The organism is Castellaniella sp., assembly GCF_049671645.1.
Taxonomy (GTDB): Bacteria; Pseudomonadota; Gammaproteobacteria; order Burkholderiales; family Burkholderiaceae_B; genus Castellaniella.
Genome location: NZ_JBATVG010000024.1, coordinates 75128 through 91642, shown reverse-complemented (window position 1 = coordinate 91642; position 16515 = coordinate 75128). Strand labels below are relative to the sequence as shown.

At 64.6% G+C, this 16515-nt stretch carries 14 protein-coding genes; 10 read left to right on the top strand and 4 right to left on the bottom strand.

The features are described 5' to 3' along the window. The first annotated feature begins 16 nt into the window (after positions 1–16). The 7 genes from WBG56_RS12955 to WBG56_RS12925 all read left to right on the top strand — a co-directional run bounded on the left by WBG56_RS12955 (position 17) and on the right by WBG56_RS12925 (position 8613). The gene (locus WBG56_RS12955) at positions 17–421 is read left to right on the top strand and encodes an HIT family protein (RefSeq protein WP_424268969.1); all 405 of its coding nucleotides are present in this window, start codon (positions 17–19) and stop codon (positions 419–421) included. Between the two features lie 500 nt (positions 422–921). Next, positions 922–2283, top strand: a complete 1362-nt coding sequence (locus tag WBG56_RS12950; protein WP_424268967.1) for a substrate-binding protein — start codon at positions 922–924, stop codon at positions 2281–2283. 87 nt (positions 2284–2370) lie between these two features. Next, positions 2371–3237, top strand: a complete 867-nt coding sequence (locus WBG56_RS12945) for a branched-chain amino acid ABC transporter permease (protein ID WP_424268965.1) — start codon at positions 2371–2373, stop codon at positions 3235–3237. Then, positions 3234–5126 (top strand): ABC transporter permease subunit, encoded by a 1893-nt coding sequence (locus WBG56_RS12940; RefSeq protein WP_424268963.1) that lies wholly within the window; start codon positions 3234–3236, stop codon positions 5124–5126. The genes WBG56_RS12945 and WBG56_RS12940 overlap by 4 nt, the downstream gene beginning before the upstream one ends. After that, a complete protein-coding gene (locus tag WBG56_RS12935; RefSeq protein ID WP_424268961.1) occupies positions 5113–5817 on the top strand; it encodes an ABC transporter ATP-binding protein in 705 nt (234 codons plus the stop codon). Before WBG56_RS12940 ends, WBG56_RS12935 begins: the two co-directional genes overlap by 14 nt. A gap of 224 nt (positions 5818–6041) precedes the next feature. Further along, on the top strand, positions 6042–7205 hold the full coding sequence (locus WBG56_RS12930) for an MFS transporter (RefSeq protein ID WP_424268959.1): 1164 nt from the start codon (positions 6042–6044) through the stop codon (positions 7203–7205). Positions 7206–7392: 187 nt separating this feature from the next. After that, positions 7393–8613 (top strand): MFS transporter, encoded by a 1221-nt coding sequence (locus tag WBG56_RS12925; RefSeq protein ID WP_424268957.1) that lies wholly within the window; start codon positions 7393–7395, stop codon positions 8611–8613. Positions 8614–8633: 20 nt separating this feature from the next. On the opposite strand, the gene WBG56_RS12920 is transcribed toward WBG56_RS12925, so the two are convergent. The 3 genes from WBG56_RS12920 to WBG56_RS12910 all read right to left on the bottom strand — a co-directional run bounded on the left by WBG56_RS12920 (position 8634) and on the right by WBG56_RS12910 (position 10804). Continuing rightward, the gene (locus tag WBG56_RS12920; RefSeq protein ID WP_424268955.1) at positions 8634–9557 is read right to left on the bottom strand and encodes a LysR substrate-binding domain-containing protein; all 924 of its coding nucleotides are present in this window, start codon (positions 9555–9557) and stop codon (positions 8634–8636) included. A gap of 84 nt (positions 9558–9641) precedes the next feature. Next, positions 9642–10217 (bottom strand): NADPH-dependent FMN reductase, encoded by a 576-nt coding sequence (locus tag WBG56_RS12915; protein WP_424268953.1) that lies wholly within the window; start codon positions 10215–10217, stop codon positions 9642–9644. 14 nt (positions 10218–10231) lie between these two features. After that, positions 10232–10804, bottom strand: coding sequence for a DUF4863 family protein (locus WBG56_RS12910; RefSeq protein WP_424268951.1), 573 nt, complete (start codon positions 10802–10804; stop codon positions 10232–10234). A gap of 135 nt (positions 10805–10939) precedes the next feature. On the opposite strand from WBG56_RS12910, the gene WBG56_RS12905 reads away from it, so the two are divergent. The 3 genes from WBG56_RS12905 to WBG56_RS12895 all read left to right on the top strand — a co-directional run bounded on the left by WBG56_RS12905 (position 10940) and on the right by WBG56_RS12895 (position 14945). Continuing rightward, complete coding sequence (locus tag WBG56_RS12905; RefSeq protein ID WP_424268949.1) at positions 10940–11908, top strand: LysR substrate-binding domain-containing protein; 969 nt, start codon at positions 10940–10942, stop codon at positions 11906–11908. A gap of 66 nt (positions 11909–11974) precedes the next feature. After that, the gene (gene ribA, locus WBG56_RS12900) at positions 11975–12619 is read left to right on the top strand and encodes a GTP cyclohydrolase II (RefSeq protein ID WP_424268947.1); all 645 of its coding nucleotides are present in this window, start codon (positions 11975–11977) and stop codon (positions 12617–12619) included. 181 nt (positions 12620–12800) lie between these two features. Further along, complete coding sequence (locus WBG56_RS12895; protein WP_424268945.1) at positions 12801–14945, top strand: putative bifunctional diguanylate cyclase/phosphodiesterase; 2145 nt, start codon at positions 12801–12803, stop codon at positions 14943–14945. Here WBG56_RS12895 and WBG56_RS12890 read toward each other — a convergent pair. Beyond that, positions 14906–16486 (bottom strand): glycosyltransferase family 39 protein, encoded by a 1581-nt coding sequence (locus WBG56_RS12890; protein WP_424268943.1) that lies wholly within the window; start codon positions 16484–16486, stop codon positions 14906–14908. The two genes, WBG56_RS12895 and WBG56_RS12890, sit on opposite strands and share 40 nt — an antisense overlap. Positions 16487–16515 lie beyond the last annotated feature (29 nt).

The following is a 16515-nucleotide window of genomic DNA, read 5'->3' as shown; positions in this document are numbered from 1 at the left end:
TTTGACGAGGATATCCATGGATACGGTCTTCACACGCATTCTGGCCGGCGACATTCCGGCCGCCATCGTGTATCGGGATGAACGGGCCTTCGCCTTCATGGACGCAGGTCAGCTCAACCCCGGCCACGTGCTGGTGGCGCCCTGCCATCCGTATCCCACCCTGCTGGACATGGATCAGGAGATGGCGGCCGATCTGATGCGCCTGGCATGGCGGGTGGCGCGGGCCGTCCAGGATGCCTTCCATCCCGAAGGCCTGACCCTGCTGCAGGCCAATCGCCCGGCGGGTTGGCAAACCGTGCCGCATGCCCATATCCATGTGCTGCCTCGCTATGAGGATGACGGCGTGGGGCTGGTCTGGCCGCGCAAGGACCCGGGCCTCGATGTGCTGCGCGATTACGCCGCCCGCATCGTGCTGGATTGACGCCCGCGCGGGGGCGCCCCGGCGCCGCGTCGAATCTTGCAGCTTGAATCAAAGAGGCTTGAATGAACTGCACCCCAAAAGTTGGACACCAGTCCAATCTTTGGGGTGTTTTTCATGGGTGCGGCGCCCTATTAAGGGAAAATCCCGGCCTGATGATTTCCCTTAAGCATTAACCCTGATTTATTGCATTGCGTCAATTCTGTCGATCCCGAAAACAGACGCTGCATCAAGGGTTTGGCGGTGTTTTCGAAGAGACTGAAAACACGCTTTTGCGCCTTCTGATTCACCGTGTTCCAGTCTGTAAGAATCTGCGTAAGTTCTGCGTAAGTTTCAAATTTCTTAATAGCATCACGCAGAAATTGGGTCGTCCATTTCTCTGCCCAGTCATAAAAACAAAGCTGGATCATCCATAAAAACAAATCGCGGGTGATTGACTGACACGCAGTACCTCCGCCGGGTCCTTTTGGTGCCCGGGGCCACTCAAATCAGGAGACAAAGCAATGAATGAAAAGAAATCGTTGGGTCAAGCCATGCAGTCACAGGTCAAACGCCGTTCCGTGCTGAAGGCTGGCGCGGCCGGAGTGGCCGGCGGCATGCTGCTGCCCGGCACGGCGCGCGTGGCGCTGGCTGACGACAAAAAGCCCCTGGGCGCCTGGCCAGCCGGCGCCGAAGGCGATTCCGTGTTCGTTGGCCTGACGGTGGACCTGACCGGCCCGTATTCGGCCCAGGGCGCGGAGCAGAAAAACGGCTACGAACTGGCCGCCGAACAGATCAATGCCGGCGCCCCGCAAGTCCAGAAGATCTCTCCGTTGATCAAAAAGGGCATCCTGGGCAAGAAACTGGTGCTGGGTTCGGCCGATGCCGAAACCAAACCCAACACCGGCGTGCAGGCCGCGACCCGCTTCATTCACGACAACAAGGCCATGATGATTGCCGGCAGCACCAGCAGCGCCGTGGCCATCGCCCTGCAAAAGGTCTGCAACCGCGAGCACACGCCGTACTTCACGGCCATCTCCGGTTCCAATGAAACCACCGGGGTGGACTGCCAGCGCTACGGTTTCCGTCTGTGCTATTTCGCCTACATGGCCTGCAAAGCCATCGCTCCCGTGGTCGCGAAAGAACTGGGCAAGGACCGCAAGGCCGCCTATCTGACGCCGGACTACACCTACGGCCACACCACTACCCAGTCGATGAAGGAATTCACCGAAAAAGAAGGCTGGAAGACCGTCACCAACCAGGTCCACCCGCTGGGCGCCAAGGACTACAGTTCCTACCTGATCAACATCGCCAACACTGACGCCAACGTGCTGGTGGTGGTGGCCTACGGCGCGGATGCCGCCAACGCCATCAAGCAGGCCAAGCAGTTCGGCCTGCTCGACAAGATGAAGATCGTCATCCCCTACATGTCCGCCTATCTGGAAAAAGAAGTCGGCGCTGACGTCATGCAGGGCGTGTACGCCGCCCAGGGCTTCTGGTGGACCATGGAAGACAACAATCCCGTGGCCAAGGATTTCGTCGAGGCCTACGAAAAGAAATTCGGCGGCAAGCCCAGGGATTCGGCCATGTACGCCTATCTGGCCCTGGTGTTGTGGGCGGATGCGGTGGAACGCGCCAAGGGCTTCTATCCGGTGGATGTCGTCAAGGCCCTGGAAGCCGGCGAGGTCCGCGACAGTCCGGTGGGCAAGGTCACGTTCCGCGGCGAGGACCACCAGGGCGTCGTCGATTTCCCGATCCTGCGCGGCAAGAAGCCGTCCGACATGAAGAACCCGGACGACTTCTTTGAAATCGTCCAGGTCGTCAGCGGCAAGGACGTTCTGCCCAAGCTCGGCCTGCTGGGCTGCAAGATGGGCGATTACGTCTAAACGCCGCCCTTCAGCCATCCTCCGGTGTCCGGGGGATGGCTGGAAGCGGGTCCCGGGACTCTCACAGGAGGCAACTCGATGCCGAGCATGTCTTTGTTTCTCTCGCAGCTATTCAACGGGCTGGCCACCGGCCTGTTGCTGGCGCTCATCAGTACCGGCTTGACGATTATCTACGGCACGCTCGGTGTCATCAATTTCGCCCACGGCGCCTTGTTCGTCGTGGGGGGGTACGCGGGGTATACGGTTTACAGCCTGACGGATTCCTTCGTCCTGGCCGTGGCGGGGGGTTCCGCCGTTGCGCTGGCCTGCGGGCTGGTCATGGAACGCGGCCTGATGCGCAAGTTCTACAGCCGTCCCCCTGAGGACCAGATCCTGGTCACGTTCGGCATCAGCATCGTGCTGGTGGAAATCGTGCGCGGCCTGTACGGCGGGGTCAGCCTGTCGGTGACGCCCCCCAGCTGGGGCATGGGCATCGCCCACATCGGCTCGCTGATCTATCCCCTGTATCGCCTGGAAACCCTGGCGATCGCGGCGGTCACGCTGCTGCTGCTGTATTTCGTGCTGTATCGCACCAGCCTGGGGCTGATCGTGCGGGCCGGCATCGAAGACGCGCAAATGGTCAATGCCCTGGGCATCAACGTCAAGCGCACCTTCCTGCTGGTGTTCGGGATCGGCGCCATGGCGGCCGGGTTCGCCGGGGTCATCAATTCCCCGATCGTGGCGCTGACGCCCGACATGGGGTTCCGTTATCTGGTGGATTCCTTCGTGGTGGTGGTGATCGGCGGGGTGGGCTCGTTTCCCGGGGCGGTGATCGGCGGCATCATCGCCGGCGAAATCCTCAGCCTGACCGCCATGGTCAATCCGCAGTATTCCGACGTCATGCTGTTCATCGCCATGGCGCTGGTGCTGATCTTCCGTCCTCAAGGGCTCATGGGCCAGGAGGGTCGGGAATGAATTCGGTTCGAACAAGTACAGTGGACGAAGTCGGCGCAGTGGCGCAGCCCGCCGGCGCGGTCCGCACAGGAGATGGCATCATGCGCAGACAGTTGCCGGAAATGCTGGTGGGGCTGGGCCTGCTGGTCGCCCCGTTCATCCTGCCGCTCATCGGCATGAGCCCGGATCTGCTGACGCGGATCCTGATCTGGGGCCTGTTCGGCCTGGGCTTCGATCTGCTGTTCGGCTATACCGGCCTGTTGTCTTTCGGCCAGGCGGCTTTTTACGGCACGGGCGGTTTCGTCACCGCCTATCTGCTGACGGACGGCATCGTGCCCAACATGCTGGTCGCCTTGCTGATCGGCACCGTGGTCGCCGCGGTGGCGGGCCTGGTCATCGGCTATCTGACCCTGCGCCGCACCGGCATCTACTTCGCCATGAGCACGCTGGCCTTCGGCGAGATGTTCTACTTCCTGGAGAACTCCTCATTCAAGGACTACACCGGGGGTGAAAACGGCATTGCCGGGGTGCCGCCTCCGGAATTGTCCCTGGGCTTCATCAACCTCCACATTTCCAGCGGCTGGCCCATGTACTGGTTCGTGGCGGTGATTTTCTTCCTGGGCTACCTGATCGCCCGGCGCATCGTGCGTTCGCCCTTCGGCGCCGTGCTGAAGGCCATCCAGGGCAATCCCAAGCGCGCCACGGCGCTGGGCCACTCGATCCAGTCCTACAAGCTGATCGTCTTCGTGGTGGCCGCCGCCTACGGCGGGCTGGCCGGCGGTCTGCTGGGGGTCTTCCAATCCTACATGCCGCCCGATGCCTTTGCGCTGGACACGTCGGCCCAGCTGGTGATCCAGACCGTGATGGGCGGGGCGGGAACGCTGCTGGGGCCGCTGCTGGGCGCCACCATCTGGCTCTACCTGTACGAAGGCCTGCAGCAGGTCGGCAGCCTCGGGCCCTATTGGAAGCTCATCCTGGGGGTCGTCTTCGTGGTGCTGGTAACGGTGTTCCGGCGCGGCGTGGCCGGCGGCATCCTGGATTTCTTCCGCCATCGCCGCCAGAGCCTGCCGGCCGACGTGGATCAGGGCGCCAGCACCCGCGTGGCCAGCACCCTGGATATCGTGCCGCCGCTGGCCACCACCCGGCCCGGCGCTCCCGTGCTGGAAGCTCGCGGCATCAGCAAGCATTACGGCGGCCTGAAGGCGAATTCCGACATCGACTTCACCTTGCGCGACGGCGAACTGCATGGCGTGATCGGGCCCAACGGGGCCGGGAAATCCACCTTCTTCGCCATGCTGGCGGGCGAATTGCCCACCACGGCCGGCAAGGTCTTTTTCCGGGGACAGGAAATCACCGGCATCGGCGTGACGTCGGTCTGCCAGCTGGGCATGAGCAAGTCCTATCAGATCAACCAGCTCTTCGAACACCTGACGGTGCGCCAGAACGTCATGATTCCGGTGCTGGCCCGCTTGCGCGGCCGCTATCGCGCCGACTTGCTGGCCGGCCTGCACTCCGATCAGCTCGACTCGCAGGTCAATGCCGCCATCGCCATGGTCGACCTGACGCATCACGCCGACACCCGGGTGTCCGACATGTCCTATGGCGAAAAACGGCGCCTTGAAATCGGCCTGGCGCTGGCCACCGGGGCCAATGTGCTGCTGTTCGACGAACCGCTGGCGGGCCTGGGACCCGAGGAACGCGTCCTGGTCGTGTCGCTGCTGAAGTCGATCCGCCAGGGCCGCAGCATGGTCATCGTCGAACACGACATGGATGCCATGTTCGAACTGGCCGAACGTATCACCGTGCTCTACGAAGGCCGCAAGCTGGCCGAGGGCACGCCGGACGAAATCCGCCATGACCCCTCGGTTCAGGCGGCTTATCTCGGAGGAATGGACGATGAGTCTGCTTGAAGTCGACAAGATCAACAGCTATTACGGGGATTCGCACATCCTGTTCGATGTCTCGATGCACATCGAGGAACACGAGGTCGTCGCGCTGCTGGGGCGTAACGGCGCCGGCAAGAGCACCACGCTGAAGTCCCTGATGGGCATGGTGGACGTCAAATCGGGCGCCATCCGACATCGAGGGGTCGAGATCCAGCACTTGCCGCCTTATGGGCGGGCGGCGCTGGGCATCCAGCTGGTGCCTGAAGAGCGCCGCGTGTTCGGCTCGATCTCCGTGCAGGAAAACCTGCAACTGGCGGCCATGACGGCCGAGAAGCCGCGTTCGCTGGACGAGATCTATGCGACCTTTCCGCGCCTGGCGGAACGCAAGCGCAATCGCGGCAAGCAGCTGTCGGGCGGCGAGCAGCAGATGCTGGCCATCGCCCGGGCGATGATCCGCAATGCCGACATCATCCTGCTGGACGAACCCTTCGAAGGCCTGGCGCCGCTGATCGTGCGCGACCTGATGGGGGTCTGCCGCCAGATGGCCGATGCCGGGCAGACGATCGTGATCGTCGAACAGAATGTGCGGGCGGCGCTGTCCCTGGCCGACCGCGCCTATATCGTCAACAACGGACATGTGGTGTACGAGGGCACGCCCAAGGACCTGCATGAAAACGGCGAGATCATCGAGCGGTATCTCGGGGTCAAAGCCTGATTCATGCCGGCCCGGACGGGCGCTTTATGGGTCTCACGGATGTGAGACCCTTTTTTTTGCGCGACGCCCTGTGTCGGGGCCTTGGGCCCGGCGCGGTCTGCAGGAGCCACTGTTGAATTTAAATCAATAGAGTTTCCCTAATGCAGGGCTTAATCGGCAAATATGAATCCGGCACAATACCGTCTCTCGATAGAACGGACGATTTCCGTCAAGGACCTGCTGTCATGAAATCCACTGCCGCGCTATGGGCGCTCGCCATCGGGGCGTTCGCCATCGGCACCACCGAATTCACCCCCATGGGCCTGCTGCCCGTGATCGCGGCCGACGTGCAGGTCAGCATCCCCACGGCTGGCATGCTGGTCTTCGCCTACGCGGCAGGCGTCATGGCGGGCGCGCCGGTGATGACGCTGCTGTTCAGCCGCTACGGCAAGCGGTCGGCGCTGATGGCGCTGATGCTGATCTTCACGCTGGGCAACCTGCTGTCGGCGTTTGCGCCCAGCTACGCGACGCTGCTGCTGTCGCGCCTGGTCACCAGCCTGAATCATGGCGCCTTTTTCGGCATCGGGGCCGTGGTGGCGGCCAGCGTCGTTCCCAAGGACCGGCAGGCCAGCGCGATCGCGGCCATGTTCATGGGCCTGACCGTGGCCAATATCGGCGGTGTGCCGGCGGCGACCTGGATCGGGCAGCAGGTGGGGTGGCGCGTGGCCTTCGGCGGCACGGCCGCGCTGGGCCTGATCACCATCGCCTCGTTGTGGCTGGCATTGCCCCGCGGCGAACCCGGCGCGCGGCCGGACGTGCGCCGCGAACTGAAGGTGCTGGCGCGCCCCGAAGTGCTGATGGCCATGGGGACCACGGTGCTGGGAGCCGGCGCCATGTTCGCGCTGTATACCTACGTGGCTCCGGTGCTGGCCGACATCACCCATGCCAGCCCGGGCTTCATCGCCTTCGCCCTGGTGCTGATCGGCGTCGGCTTCACGCTGGGCAACAGCCTGGGCGGACGCCTGGCCGACTGGTCGCTCGATGGCGCGACGAAACTCATTCTCGCGGCGCTGGCAATCGTCATGGCCGTCCTGCCGTTGTTGCTGACCACGCACGTGGGAGCGGCCATCGGACTGGTGGTCTGGGGCGCGGCCGCCTTCGGCATCGTGCCGCCGGTGCAGATGCGCGTCATGCAGGCGGCAGCCCAGGCGCCTGGCCTGGCCTCGTCCGTCAATGTGGGCGCGTTCAACCTGGGCAATGCGCTGGGCGCCGCGCTGGGCGGAGCCGCTATCGGCCAGGGGCTGGGCTATGCCGCCGTGCCCCTGACGGGGGCCTTGCTGGCCGCGGGCGGCCTGGGCCTGGTTTGGCTGGGGCAGGCCGGCCGGCGGCGCGCGGCGCAATGCGCCTGAATTTCATGTCCTGCGTTGGCGGCCTGCCGGGATGTCGGTGGCGGCGTGGCGCCGACCAGGCGGGCATCGATGCGGATTGCGCCAGGGGTTGAAAGTCAGTTCTACGGAAATCGATATTCCGTGAATCGCGTCGTCGCTCCACAATGCCGTTCCTGCCCTTGCGGCATCAAGCGAGACCCGACATTTCATGAACCACCGTCGACCCGGAGACACCTCCATCCTGGGCGTCATGCTGATCGCCATGTCCTTGCGCGCGCCCATCACCGGTATCGGGCCTCTCATCGGCGCGATCAGCGCCGACCTGGGGTTGGGGGGCGCGGCCGCAGGGGCGCTGGTCGCCTTGCCTTTACTGGCTTTCGCGTGCGCTTCCCTGGTCGCGCCTGCGCTCGGGCAACGGCTGGGGGTGGAGCGCAGTCTGTTCGCCTCCATGGTGATTCTGGTCTTCGGCATTCTGCTTCGCTCCGGCGGCGGCGCGGCGGCTTTGTTCGCTGGCACTGCGGCTGCGGGCCTGGCGATTGCGATCGGCAATGTGTTGCTGCCCACCCTGCTGAAGCAGGGGTTTGCGGATCGCGCGGCTTCGCTGACCGCCGCTTATGTGCTGGCGATGAGCCTGGCCGCGGGTGTTGCATCCGTGGTGGCGGTGCCGCTTTCGCTGGCGTGGTCGTGGCGGAGTTCCGCGGCAGCCATGCTCGTGATCCCGCTGCTGGCCGCCATTGTCTGCCTGCCGCTGCCCGCGCGCGCCCTGCGAAAGGGGCGCGGAACAGCGGCCGTATCTGCGCGGTGTGTCTGGCGTTCGGCGCTGGCCTGGCAGGTAGCCTTGTACATGGGCTTCAATGCGGTGGTTTTCTATGTGTGCATCGCCTGGTTGCCGGCCATTCTGATCAAGGCGGGGTATTCGCCTCGCGAGGCCGGCGCATTGCACGGCCTGTTGCAGGCGGTGTCGCTGTTTCCCGCGCTGGTGATGGGGCCGTTGCTCAAACGTCGGGCGAACCAGCAAGGGCTGGGTAGTGCGGCGGCCTTGCTGAGTTTGGCGGGGCTCGTAGGCCTGCTGGCCTGGCCTCGCTGGAGCGTCGCATGGGTTGCGCTGCTTGGCGCGGGGACCGGTATGGGTGTGATCCTGGGACTGGCGTTCTTGAATTTACGGACAGGCTCGGCCGGTATGGCGGCGGCGCTGTCCGGCATGACGCAGTGCATTGGGTATCTGCTGGCGGCCGCGGGTCCCATCCTGGCTGGGATGTCGCGGGAATTCACGGGGGATTGGCGGGCCGCACTGGGCGCGTGCGCTGCCTTGTGCCTTGCGATGGTCGCCTTGGCCCGAGGGGCCGGACGCGCCCGTCAGGTGGAAGGAGACGGCCCGTGCCGTGCCGTGTGGGACGCCGATCTGCGCCATGGAAGCCTGGGGCTGTGAAAGAAGATGCCCGCCTCGTGTCATGCAGCGGGCGGCGGGCTGATGCCGGGCAGTGTATCCGCCATGGCGAACAGTTGGTCGATGAGCATGCGAGACCGGGTGGAGCGCTGGCCGCCTGGCGGGAAAAGCAGCCAGATCGCCGGACCGGGCGGCTGAAATTCATGCAGGATCTCCACCAGCGCGCCGTTGTTCAGCTGATGCTGCACAACGTAGTCGGGCGCCTGGATGATGCCGGCGCCATGGACCGCCGCTTTCATGAGAGACATGCCGTTGTCGATCAGCAGATTGCTGCGCACGGCGACGTGGCGAAGCGTTTTTCCGTCGTTCGTGAATTCCCACAGCCATTTCGATCGTTGCCCGGGCCGGATGTACAGCAGGCAGTTGTGCCGGGTCAGGTCGTCAGGCGTCCCGGGCGTGCCCTTCTCGGCCAGGTAGGCGGGGGCGGCAGCCGTGACGATGCGGGAGACGCGCAGTTTGCGGGCGACCAGTCGGTCCGTCGCCGGCTCGCCGACCGATATGGCCACGTCGAAGTCGCCGCCGGTCAGATCTTCGCTGCGGTCCGAGAGCGCGACGTTCAGGGTCAGTTCCGGATACCGCCGGGTGAAGTCGTTCAGCAACGGCATGATCCACTGGTCGCCGTAGCTGGCCGGAAGAATGACCCGCAAGGTGCCGCGCAGAGTGTCGCGCAGGCTGACGAGTTCGCTTTTCGCGCTTTCCAGGTCATCCAGGATATGCCTGCAGCGGTCATAGAAGACCATCCCGTCAGGCGTGGGGGCCACTCTTCGGGTTGTGCGTTCCAGCAGCTTGACGCCCAGGCCGAGTTCCAGTTTTGTGATGATCCGGCTGACTGTGGCGCTGGAAGTCTCCAGGCGGTCGGCGGCTTTGGTGAAACTGCGCAGTTCCACTGTTTTGACGAAGACGCCGATTTCACTGAGAGGGTCCATGAGGGTCTCCTTCCTGGACTTCGGAAAAGGCAATGCCCCCGGCCGCCGGGGATCCCGGCAATGGAGGGCGGGCTTGGGGGCGCTTCAGGCTGCCTGTGCGTCGCTTGCAGTCGCTTCAGCTTGCCGCGCGGCGGCGGTGAGGGTCGCCAGCAAGCTGAAGAGTCCTTGGCGGGCGACGGGGTCCGTCAATTCACCTGAGGCCGAGAATTTTTCGTGGGCCGTGGAGATGAACAGCTCGGGTTTGTTCAGCGTCCGCGCATCCAGGTAGACCAGGATCTGCCTCAGGTGGTACTGGGCGCGGGCGCCGCCCAGCCAGCTCGCGGAAGCGCTTGCGATGGCGACTGGTTTGCCGGCGAAGGGGGCTTTGTGCGCACGAGAGAGCCAGTCGATGGCGTTTTTCAGGACGCCGGGCACCGAATAGTTGTATTCGGGCGTAGCGATCAGGAACGCATCGGCCCGGTCGGCCTGGGCGGCCAGCCGGCGCACGGGCGCGGGGAAGCCCTGGGCCTCGGTGTCGTCGTTGTATAGCGGTACGTCCGACAAGTCGGCGATTTCGATGATTGCATCTTGGGGTGCCTGCCTGCGCGCTTGTTCGATCAGCAAGCGGTTGTAGGAACTCCGGCGCAGGCTGCCGCCGATGGCGAGGATGTGGATGGGCATGATGGAATCTCCGGTCAGATGCGGGACGCATTTCCGTGTGGGTCGGTCGGCGCGGGGCAGTAGCGGATGCGACCGGCGGGAAGGTAGAACAGCGCGATGAGCGCGCCGCCCGTCGCTTCCGGATAGTGTTCGCTGCCCGGGGCGGGCGCGGTCCAACCGGCGTGGCACCAGCCTTCGGGCCCCTTGAGGGCGGCATTCTGATCCAGCGGCACAATCATGTTGAACTCCCCGTAGGGGTGGGCGTGATACTGGCCGCGGTAGGTCTGCTCGCGCGGATCGGCCGCATGGTCGTTGGCGGCCATGTAGACGGCCGTGATGCTGAAGTAGCGCGTACGTTCCTCGGGGGCGGCGATCAGGCTGCGCCGGTAGCGGGGGCCGTCCACTTCGATGTTGGCCGCCCATCCGTCACGCACGCCTTTCTTCACGAGCTGCGCGAGCGTCCGGTAGAGATCGCTGTCGGGGCCGTGCTGCCGGTTCAGCCAGATCTCCGTGTCCGGGCCGGGCGTCATGCCCTGCACTGTTTCAAGAAACGCTGCACTGTGCGCGATGAGCGCTTCACGGTCCGTGTTTTCCTGCTGGGTCTTCATGTCCTCTCCTCGTCGGCCTTGGGACGTGCCGCGCATGACATGGAAAGGATTATCATGCCCCGATAAACTGAATGGAATTGATGTCTTTTCAAAATGAAGTTGAATTTCATGCAATATAGAAAACAAGGAGGCTGAATGAGCATCGGCGGGCTGGATCTTAATTTGCTGAAGGTCTTCGAAGCGGTCTACGAAGACCGGAATCTGCTGCGCGCGGGGCAGCGCCTGAATCTCAGTCAATCGGCCGTTAGCCATGCGCTGTCCCGCTTGAGGGACGGGGTTGGCGACACCTTGTTCTTGCGGACCGGCAAGGGTCTGGTTCCCACGGCGCGCGCTATTGAGTTGGCGCCAATCCTGAAAAAGGCGCTGGATGGCATCAAGGAAGCCCTGGAAACGACATCCTTTTCTCCCGCCGCGTCAGGGCGCCGGTTCGTGATCGCCGCCAACGATCACGTGACGCTGGTGGTCGTCGCCCCCCTGTTGAGTACGCTTCGTCGCGCGGCCCCGGGCGTGGATCTGGTGGTCAGGCCTTCCACCCGGCTGGATCTGGCGGAACAGATCGACCTGGGGCGAATCGATCTGGCCATCGGCGCATTTGCCCAGATACCGTCGCGCTTTGGCGCGAGCACCCTGATGGTCCAGGATGAGGCGGTTCTGATGCGGCAGGACCATCCCGCCGCGCGGCGCCGGTTGACCTTGCGCGATTTCGCCGCCTATCCGCTCGTCACGGTTTCAGTGGGAGGGGTGGAAGAGGGCGCCGTCGACGGCTTTATTCTCGAACGGGGCCTGGCGCGCCAATCCGAAGTATTCGACCGCCGCGCCTTGCAGGAAGCTTTGGCGCGTGTCGGCCTGGAGCCGCGCTTGCACGTGGCCGTCCCGCACGCGCTGGCGATCCCCGCGCTGTTGCTTGGCGGCGACATGATGTCCATCGTGCCGTCGACCCTGGCCAGGGCCCTGGCCGGCCAAGGCGGCTTGCTGGCGCGCCCGCTGCCTTACCGGTCGGGCGCGACGACAACGCGCATGATCTGGCACCAGCGCAACGACCGGGATCCCGCCCATGCCTGGCTGCGCGGCCTGGTGGCGGACGCCTGTCCGGACGTCGGCTGAGCCGCGTGGGCCGGGGTGGATTCCGGTGTTAATCTATAGTCCGTTTCGTTTTCTTTCCTGTTGTCCATGTCCAACCCTTCCGGTGCCGACGCTGCAGACAGCGATCTGCTGCAATATGTCGCGTCCAGCCAGTTGCCCATGCCCTGGGCTGTCTTCCAGATCCACGCTTTTGTCGAGCCCGACACCGGCAAAGAGCATGTGGCCCTGACGCTGGGCGATGTCGGAAGCGATGCGCCCGTGCTGGCCCGCATCCATTCCGAATGTCTGACGGGCGACGCGCTGTTCAGCCAGCGCTGCGATTGCGGGGCGCAGCTGGAAGCCGCCTTGCAGCGCATTGCCGAGGAAGGCCGGGGCATCCTGATGTACCTGCGCCAGGAAGGCCGGGGCATCGGTCTGCTGAACAAGATCCGCGCCTATCAGTTGCAGGACCAGGGCGCCGACACGGTCGAGGCCAATGAACGCCTGGGGTTTCCGGCGGATATGCGGCGCTATGATCTGTGCCGCCCCATGCTGGCGCATTTCGGTATCCGCAGCGTGCGCCTGATGACCAACAATCCCCGCAAGGAACGCGTGCTGGCCGACCTGGGCATCACGATCGCCGAACACATCCCGCTGCAGGTGAATCGCAATCCCTACAACGAGCAGTACCTGCGCACCAAGGCCCGCAAGCTGGGCCATCAGTTCAAGGAATATTTCGGCGAGGCACCCTGATCCGCGCGAAGCGGCGGGCGCTATTCCCAGGTTCCTATGGATATTACTGATGGTGACGAACCTGACGGTGTGTTAAAAAACTGGCTGTTGCAAGTTCCTTCGGTACCTCCGTCATGGTCTTAGCACTGCAGCCGCCCCGCTTCGCGTGATGGTCCTCTCTCCCACTCCTGTGTATCCGCCCGTGGACCAGATTTCTGGCCTTCAGGCCGCAACGCTGTTGCCGGTCGAAGCGTCCGACCGCTCTCATATTCTGGCGCTGCTGCGCCTGGGCGATTTTTCGCAGGATGCTTTCCTGGCCACCGATACCCGGGGCGCCGTCGTCTATATGAACCGCAGCGCCGAACGGCTGTTCGGCTACCGCAGCGGGGCCGCCATCGGGCTGCCGGTCGATGCCCTGCTGCCCGAGATCGGCGACATCAATGCCCGGCTGGACCAGGAAGGCGCCCGCAATACCCTGTTGTGGCGCGGCCGCGGCCAGCATCGGCAATCCGGGCTCTTGCAGTTGGCCGGCGCGGCTACCCACATTCCCTCGCCGTCCGGGCGCAGCCACCTGTACGTCATGCGCCAGCGCCGCGCCGGCCTGAACGATGCCGATCGCCGGGCGGAGCTGGCCGCGCTGGTGTATCGCAACACCAGCGAAGGCATGCTGGTGCTCGACCCCAAGGGCTTCATCCTGGATGTGAATCCGGCGTTCGTCAGCCTGCGCGGCCGTTCGGAAGCCGATGTCATCGGCCGCCATGTCCGCTGCCTGAATTCCCCCTGCCACGATCGCGAGTTCTATCGCGCCATGTGGCGCGCCGTGATGGATACCGGCAGTTGGCAGGGCGAACACTGGGGGCAGCACATCAATGGCGAACTCTATCCCGAATGGCTCAGCATCAATACCTCGTTCGGCGATGACGGCGAGGTCCACCGCCGGGTGATGATCTTTTCCAATATCGCCGAAATCAAGCAGGCCGAGGCCATCATCTGGAAACAGGCCAATTTCGACCGCCTGACCGACCTGCCCAATCGCCAGATGTTCCATGATCGCCTGGAACAGAGCATCCGCAAGGCCCGTCGCAGCAACGGGCGCATCGGCCTGCTGTTCCTGGACCTGGACCGCTTCAAGGAAATCAACGATACCCTGGGTCACGCCATGGGCGACGATCTGCTGAAGGAAGCCGCCCGGCGCCTGAGCGCCTGCGTGCGCCAGAGCGATACCGTGGCGCGGCTGGGCGGGGACGAGTTCACGGTGCTGCTGGATGACGTCCGGGAGCCGCGCGACGTGGAACGCCTGACGCGATCCATCCTGCGCGCCTTGGCCGAGCCCTTCCGGCTGGGGGTGGAGACCGTCTTCATTTCCACCAGCATCGGGGTCACGTTCTTTCCGGATGATGCGACTGACGCCGAATCCCTGCTGAACAACGCCGATCAGGCGATGTATTCCGCCAAGGCCGATGGCCGCAACCGCAGCCGCTATTTCACAGCTTCCATGCAGGAACGCGCCCAGACACGCATGCGCCTGGTCAATGATCTGCATCTGGCGCTGGATCAGAATCAGTTTTCCCTGCATTTCCAGCCCATCGTGGATCTGAACGACGGCCGCGTGGTCAAGGCCGAAACCCTGTTGCGCTGGCATCATCCCGTCCGGGGGCTGGTATCGCCTGCGGAATTCATTCCCCTGGCCGAAGAAACCGGCATTATCCGGGCGCTGGGCGACTGGGTGTTCTGCGAGGCCACCCGCCAGGCTGCCGAATGGCGCCAGCGCTTCAGCCAGGACATCCAGGTCAGCGTCAATATTTCCCCGGCGCAACTGCGCCATGAAGGCCTGGATCTGGCCTTCTGGGGCACGCACCTGAATACGCTGGGCCTGCCTTCGCGCCATGTCATCATCGAAATCACCGAAGGGCTGCTGATGGATTCGGATGACGACCGCATCCGCCAGCAACTGGAGGCCTTCCGTGAGGCCGGCGTGCAGGTTGCGCTCGACGACTTCGGCACCGGCTATTCCTCGCTGTCCTATCTGCGCAAGTTCGATATCGACTTCCTGAAGATCGACCAGTCGTTCGTCGCCAATCTGCGCCAGGGCAGCGCCGATCACGCCCTGTGCGAGGCCATCATCCTGCTGGCTCATAAATTGGGGCTGCGCGTGGTGGCCGAGGGCATCGAAACCCCCCGGCAGTACGAACTGCTGGCAGCGGCTGGCTGCGATTACGGGCAGGGTTATCTGTTTGCCCGGCCCATGCCGGCCCATGCGTTCGAATCCCTGCTGCAGGCGGGCACCGATATCCGCCCGGGGCGCGCTCAGGGGCGGGACGCGGCGGGCTGGGCGTCCGGGCGCTGATCGCGCAGGCAGTCCGGGGTGGCCGGCAGGACGGCCCAGTGCAGATCGATCAGGCGGCCCTTGGGGCCGGACCACGGGACTTCATCCATGCCTTTCCAGGGCGCTGCATCGTACAGGGCCTGCACCCGCTCGGACGGGGCTGCCCGCCCCCGGGCGCTGTAGGCGATGAGAGCGCCGCAGTGCAGCGCCGTGCCGGGTGCGAACCAGGGTGATTGTTCATCGCTGGCATCGATGTACACCTGGGTCCGGGGGCCGACATGCACGGCGATGTTGCCGCCCAGCCATGTATTGGAGACGATGACGCGCAGAGGACGGCCCGGCTGGTATTGCTGCCAGTGCTGCACGGCCAGCGCGGCCAGCGCCCGCCCGGGGTAGGTGGAACGGGATGCCTGCCCCAGGGACTGGGCCAGAGGGCCGCGCGCGGCGGCATAGCCCAGGGCCATGATCAGGTGCAGGCTTGCCACCACGATCAGGATGCGCCGCAGCTGCACGGATTCCGGACCCCGCAGCCACCATAGGCCGTAGAAGCCGAACAGCACGAAAAACGTGCTGGCCCAGGAGGCCTCCAGACGGGACCCCAGCAGGGTTGAAATCACCACAGTGGACAGGAAGGGCGCCAGGCCGACCCACAGCAGGAATTGACGGTCCGCCGCGGTGAAGTCCTGGATGTAGCGCGGCGCGGCGCCCGATCCGGCAAAGGATTCGTCGTTGGCCGCGTGGCCGGGCGCGCGGTCGCCGCGGCGGCGGCGCCATAACGACCAGGCGGCCAGCGCGGCGATCATGGGGGCCAGGCGCCCGGCCTGGTCCAGGGAGAAGGACAGCAGGTCGTTCAGCGCCGCCAGGCGTCCGCCCGCGTGCAGGGAATCGTCGGCATACAGCAGCGGTTCGAAACGATGCTGGCCCAGCCACCACAGGTGGGGGCTGATCACCAGGATGAAGGCCAGGGTGGCCCAGCCCGCGCCTATCCAGGTGCGCCGTTGGCGCCAGGCGCCGCTGCGCAGCAGATACAGGAAAAAGGCGGCGAATTGGATCAGGGCGCTGTATTTGGTCAGCATGGCCAGCCCGCCGACCACCCCCAGCAGCAGCCAGTCGCGCGTGCGCTGGTCGCGCAGCGCCCGGTAGAACAGCCAGATCGATGCGGCGATGGACCACAGCTGCGCCGTATTGTGGTTGTAGATCGTGCCGCGCAGGGAAAAATAGGCCGTGACGGAAACCAGCAGGGTCGCCATCAACGCCCGGCGGGGGGAAGTCAGTTCGCAGCCCAGTTTCCAGACGAACCACAGGCCCAGCGCGGAAAACAGCTGCCCCATCAGGAAGGGCAGCCAGATCGGCCGCCCCAGCCATTCGGTGGCGAAGTGCATGAACCAGGAGGGCAGGGGCGGGTGCTTCGTATAGCCCAGTTCCAGGCTGGCGGCCCAGACCAGTTCTTCCATGCCGTCCAGGTCGGGGGCCGAATGGCTGAGCCCGCACAGAATCGTCCAGAGGGCCACCATGCCCAGCAGGCACAGCAGTACCAGCGCGGCCCTTGGAGGGCGTGCCAAAAAAGGGATGCTGGGACGTAGGGCCTGCT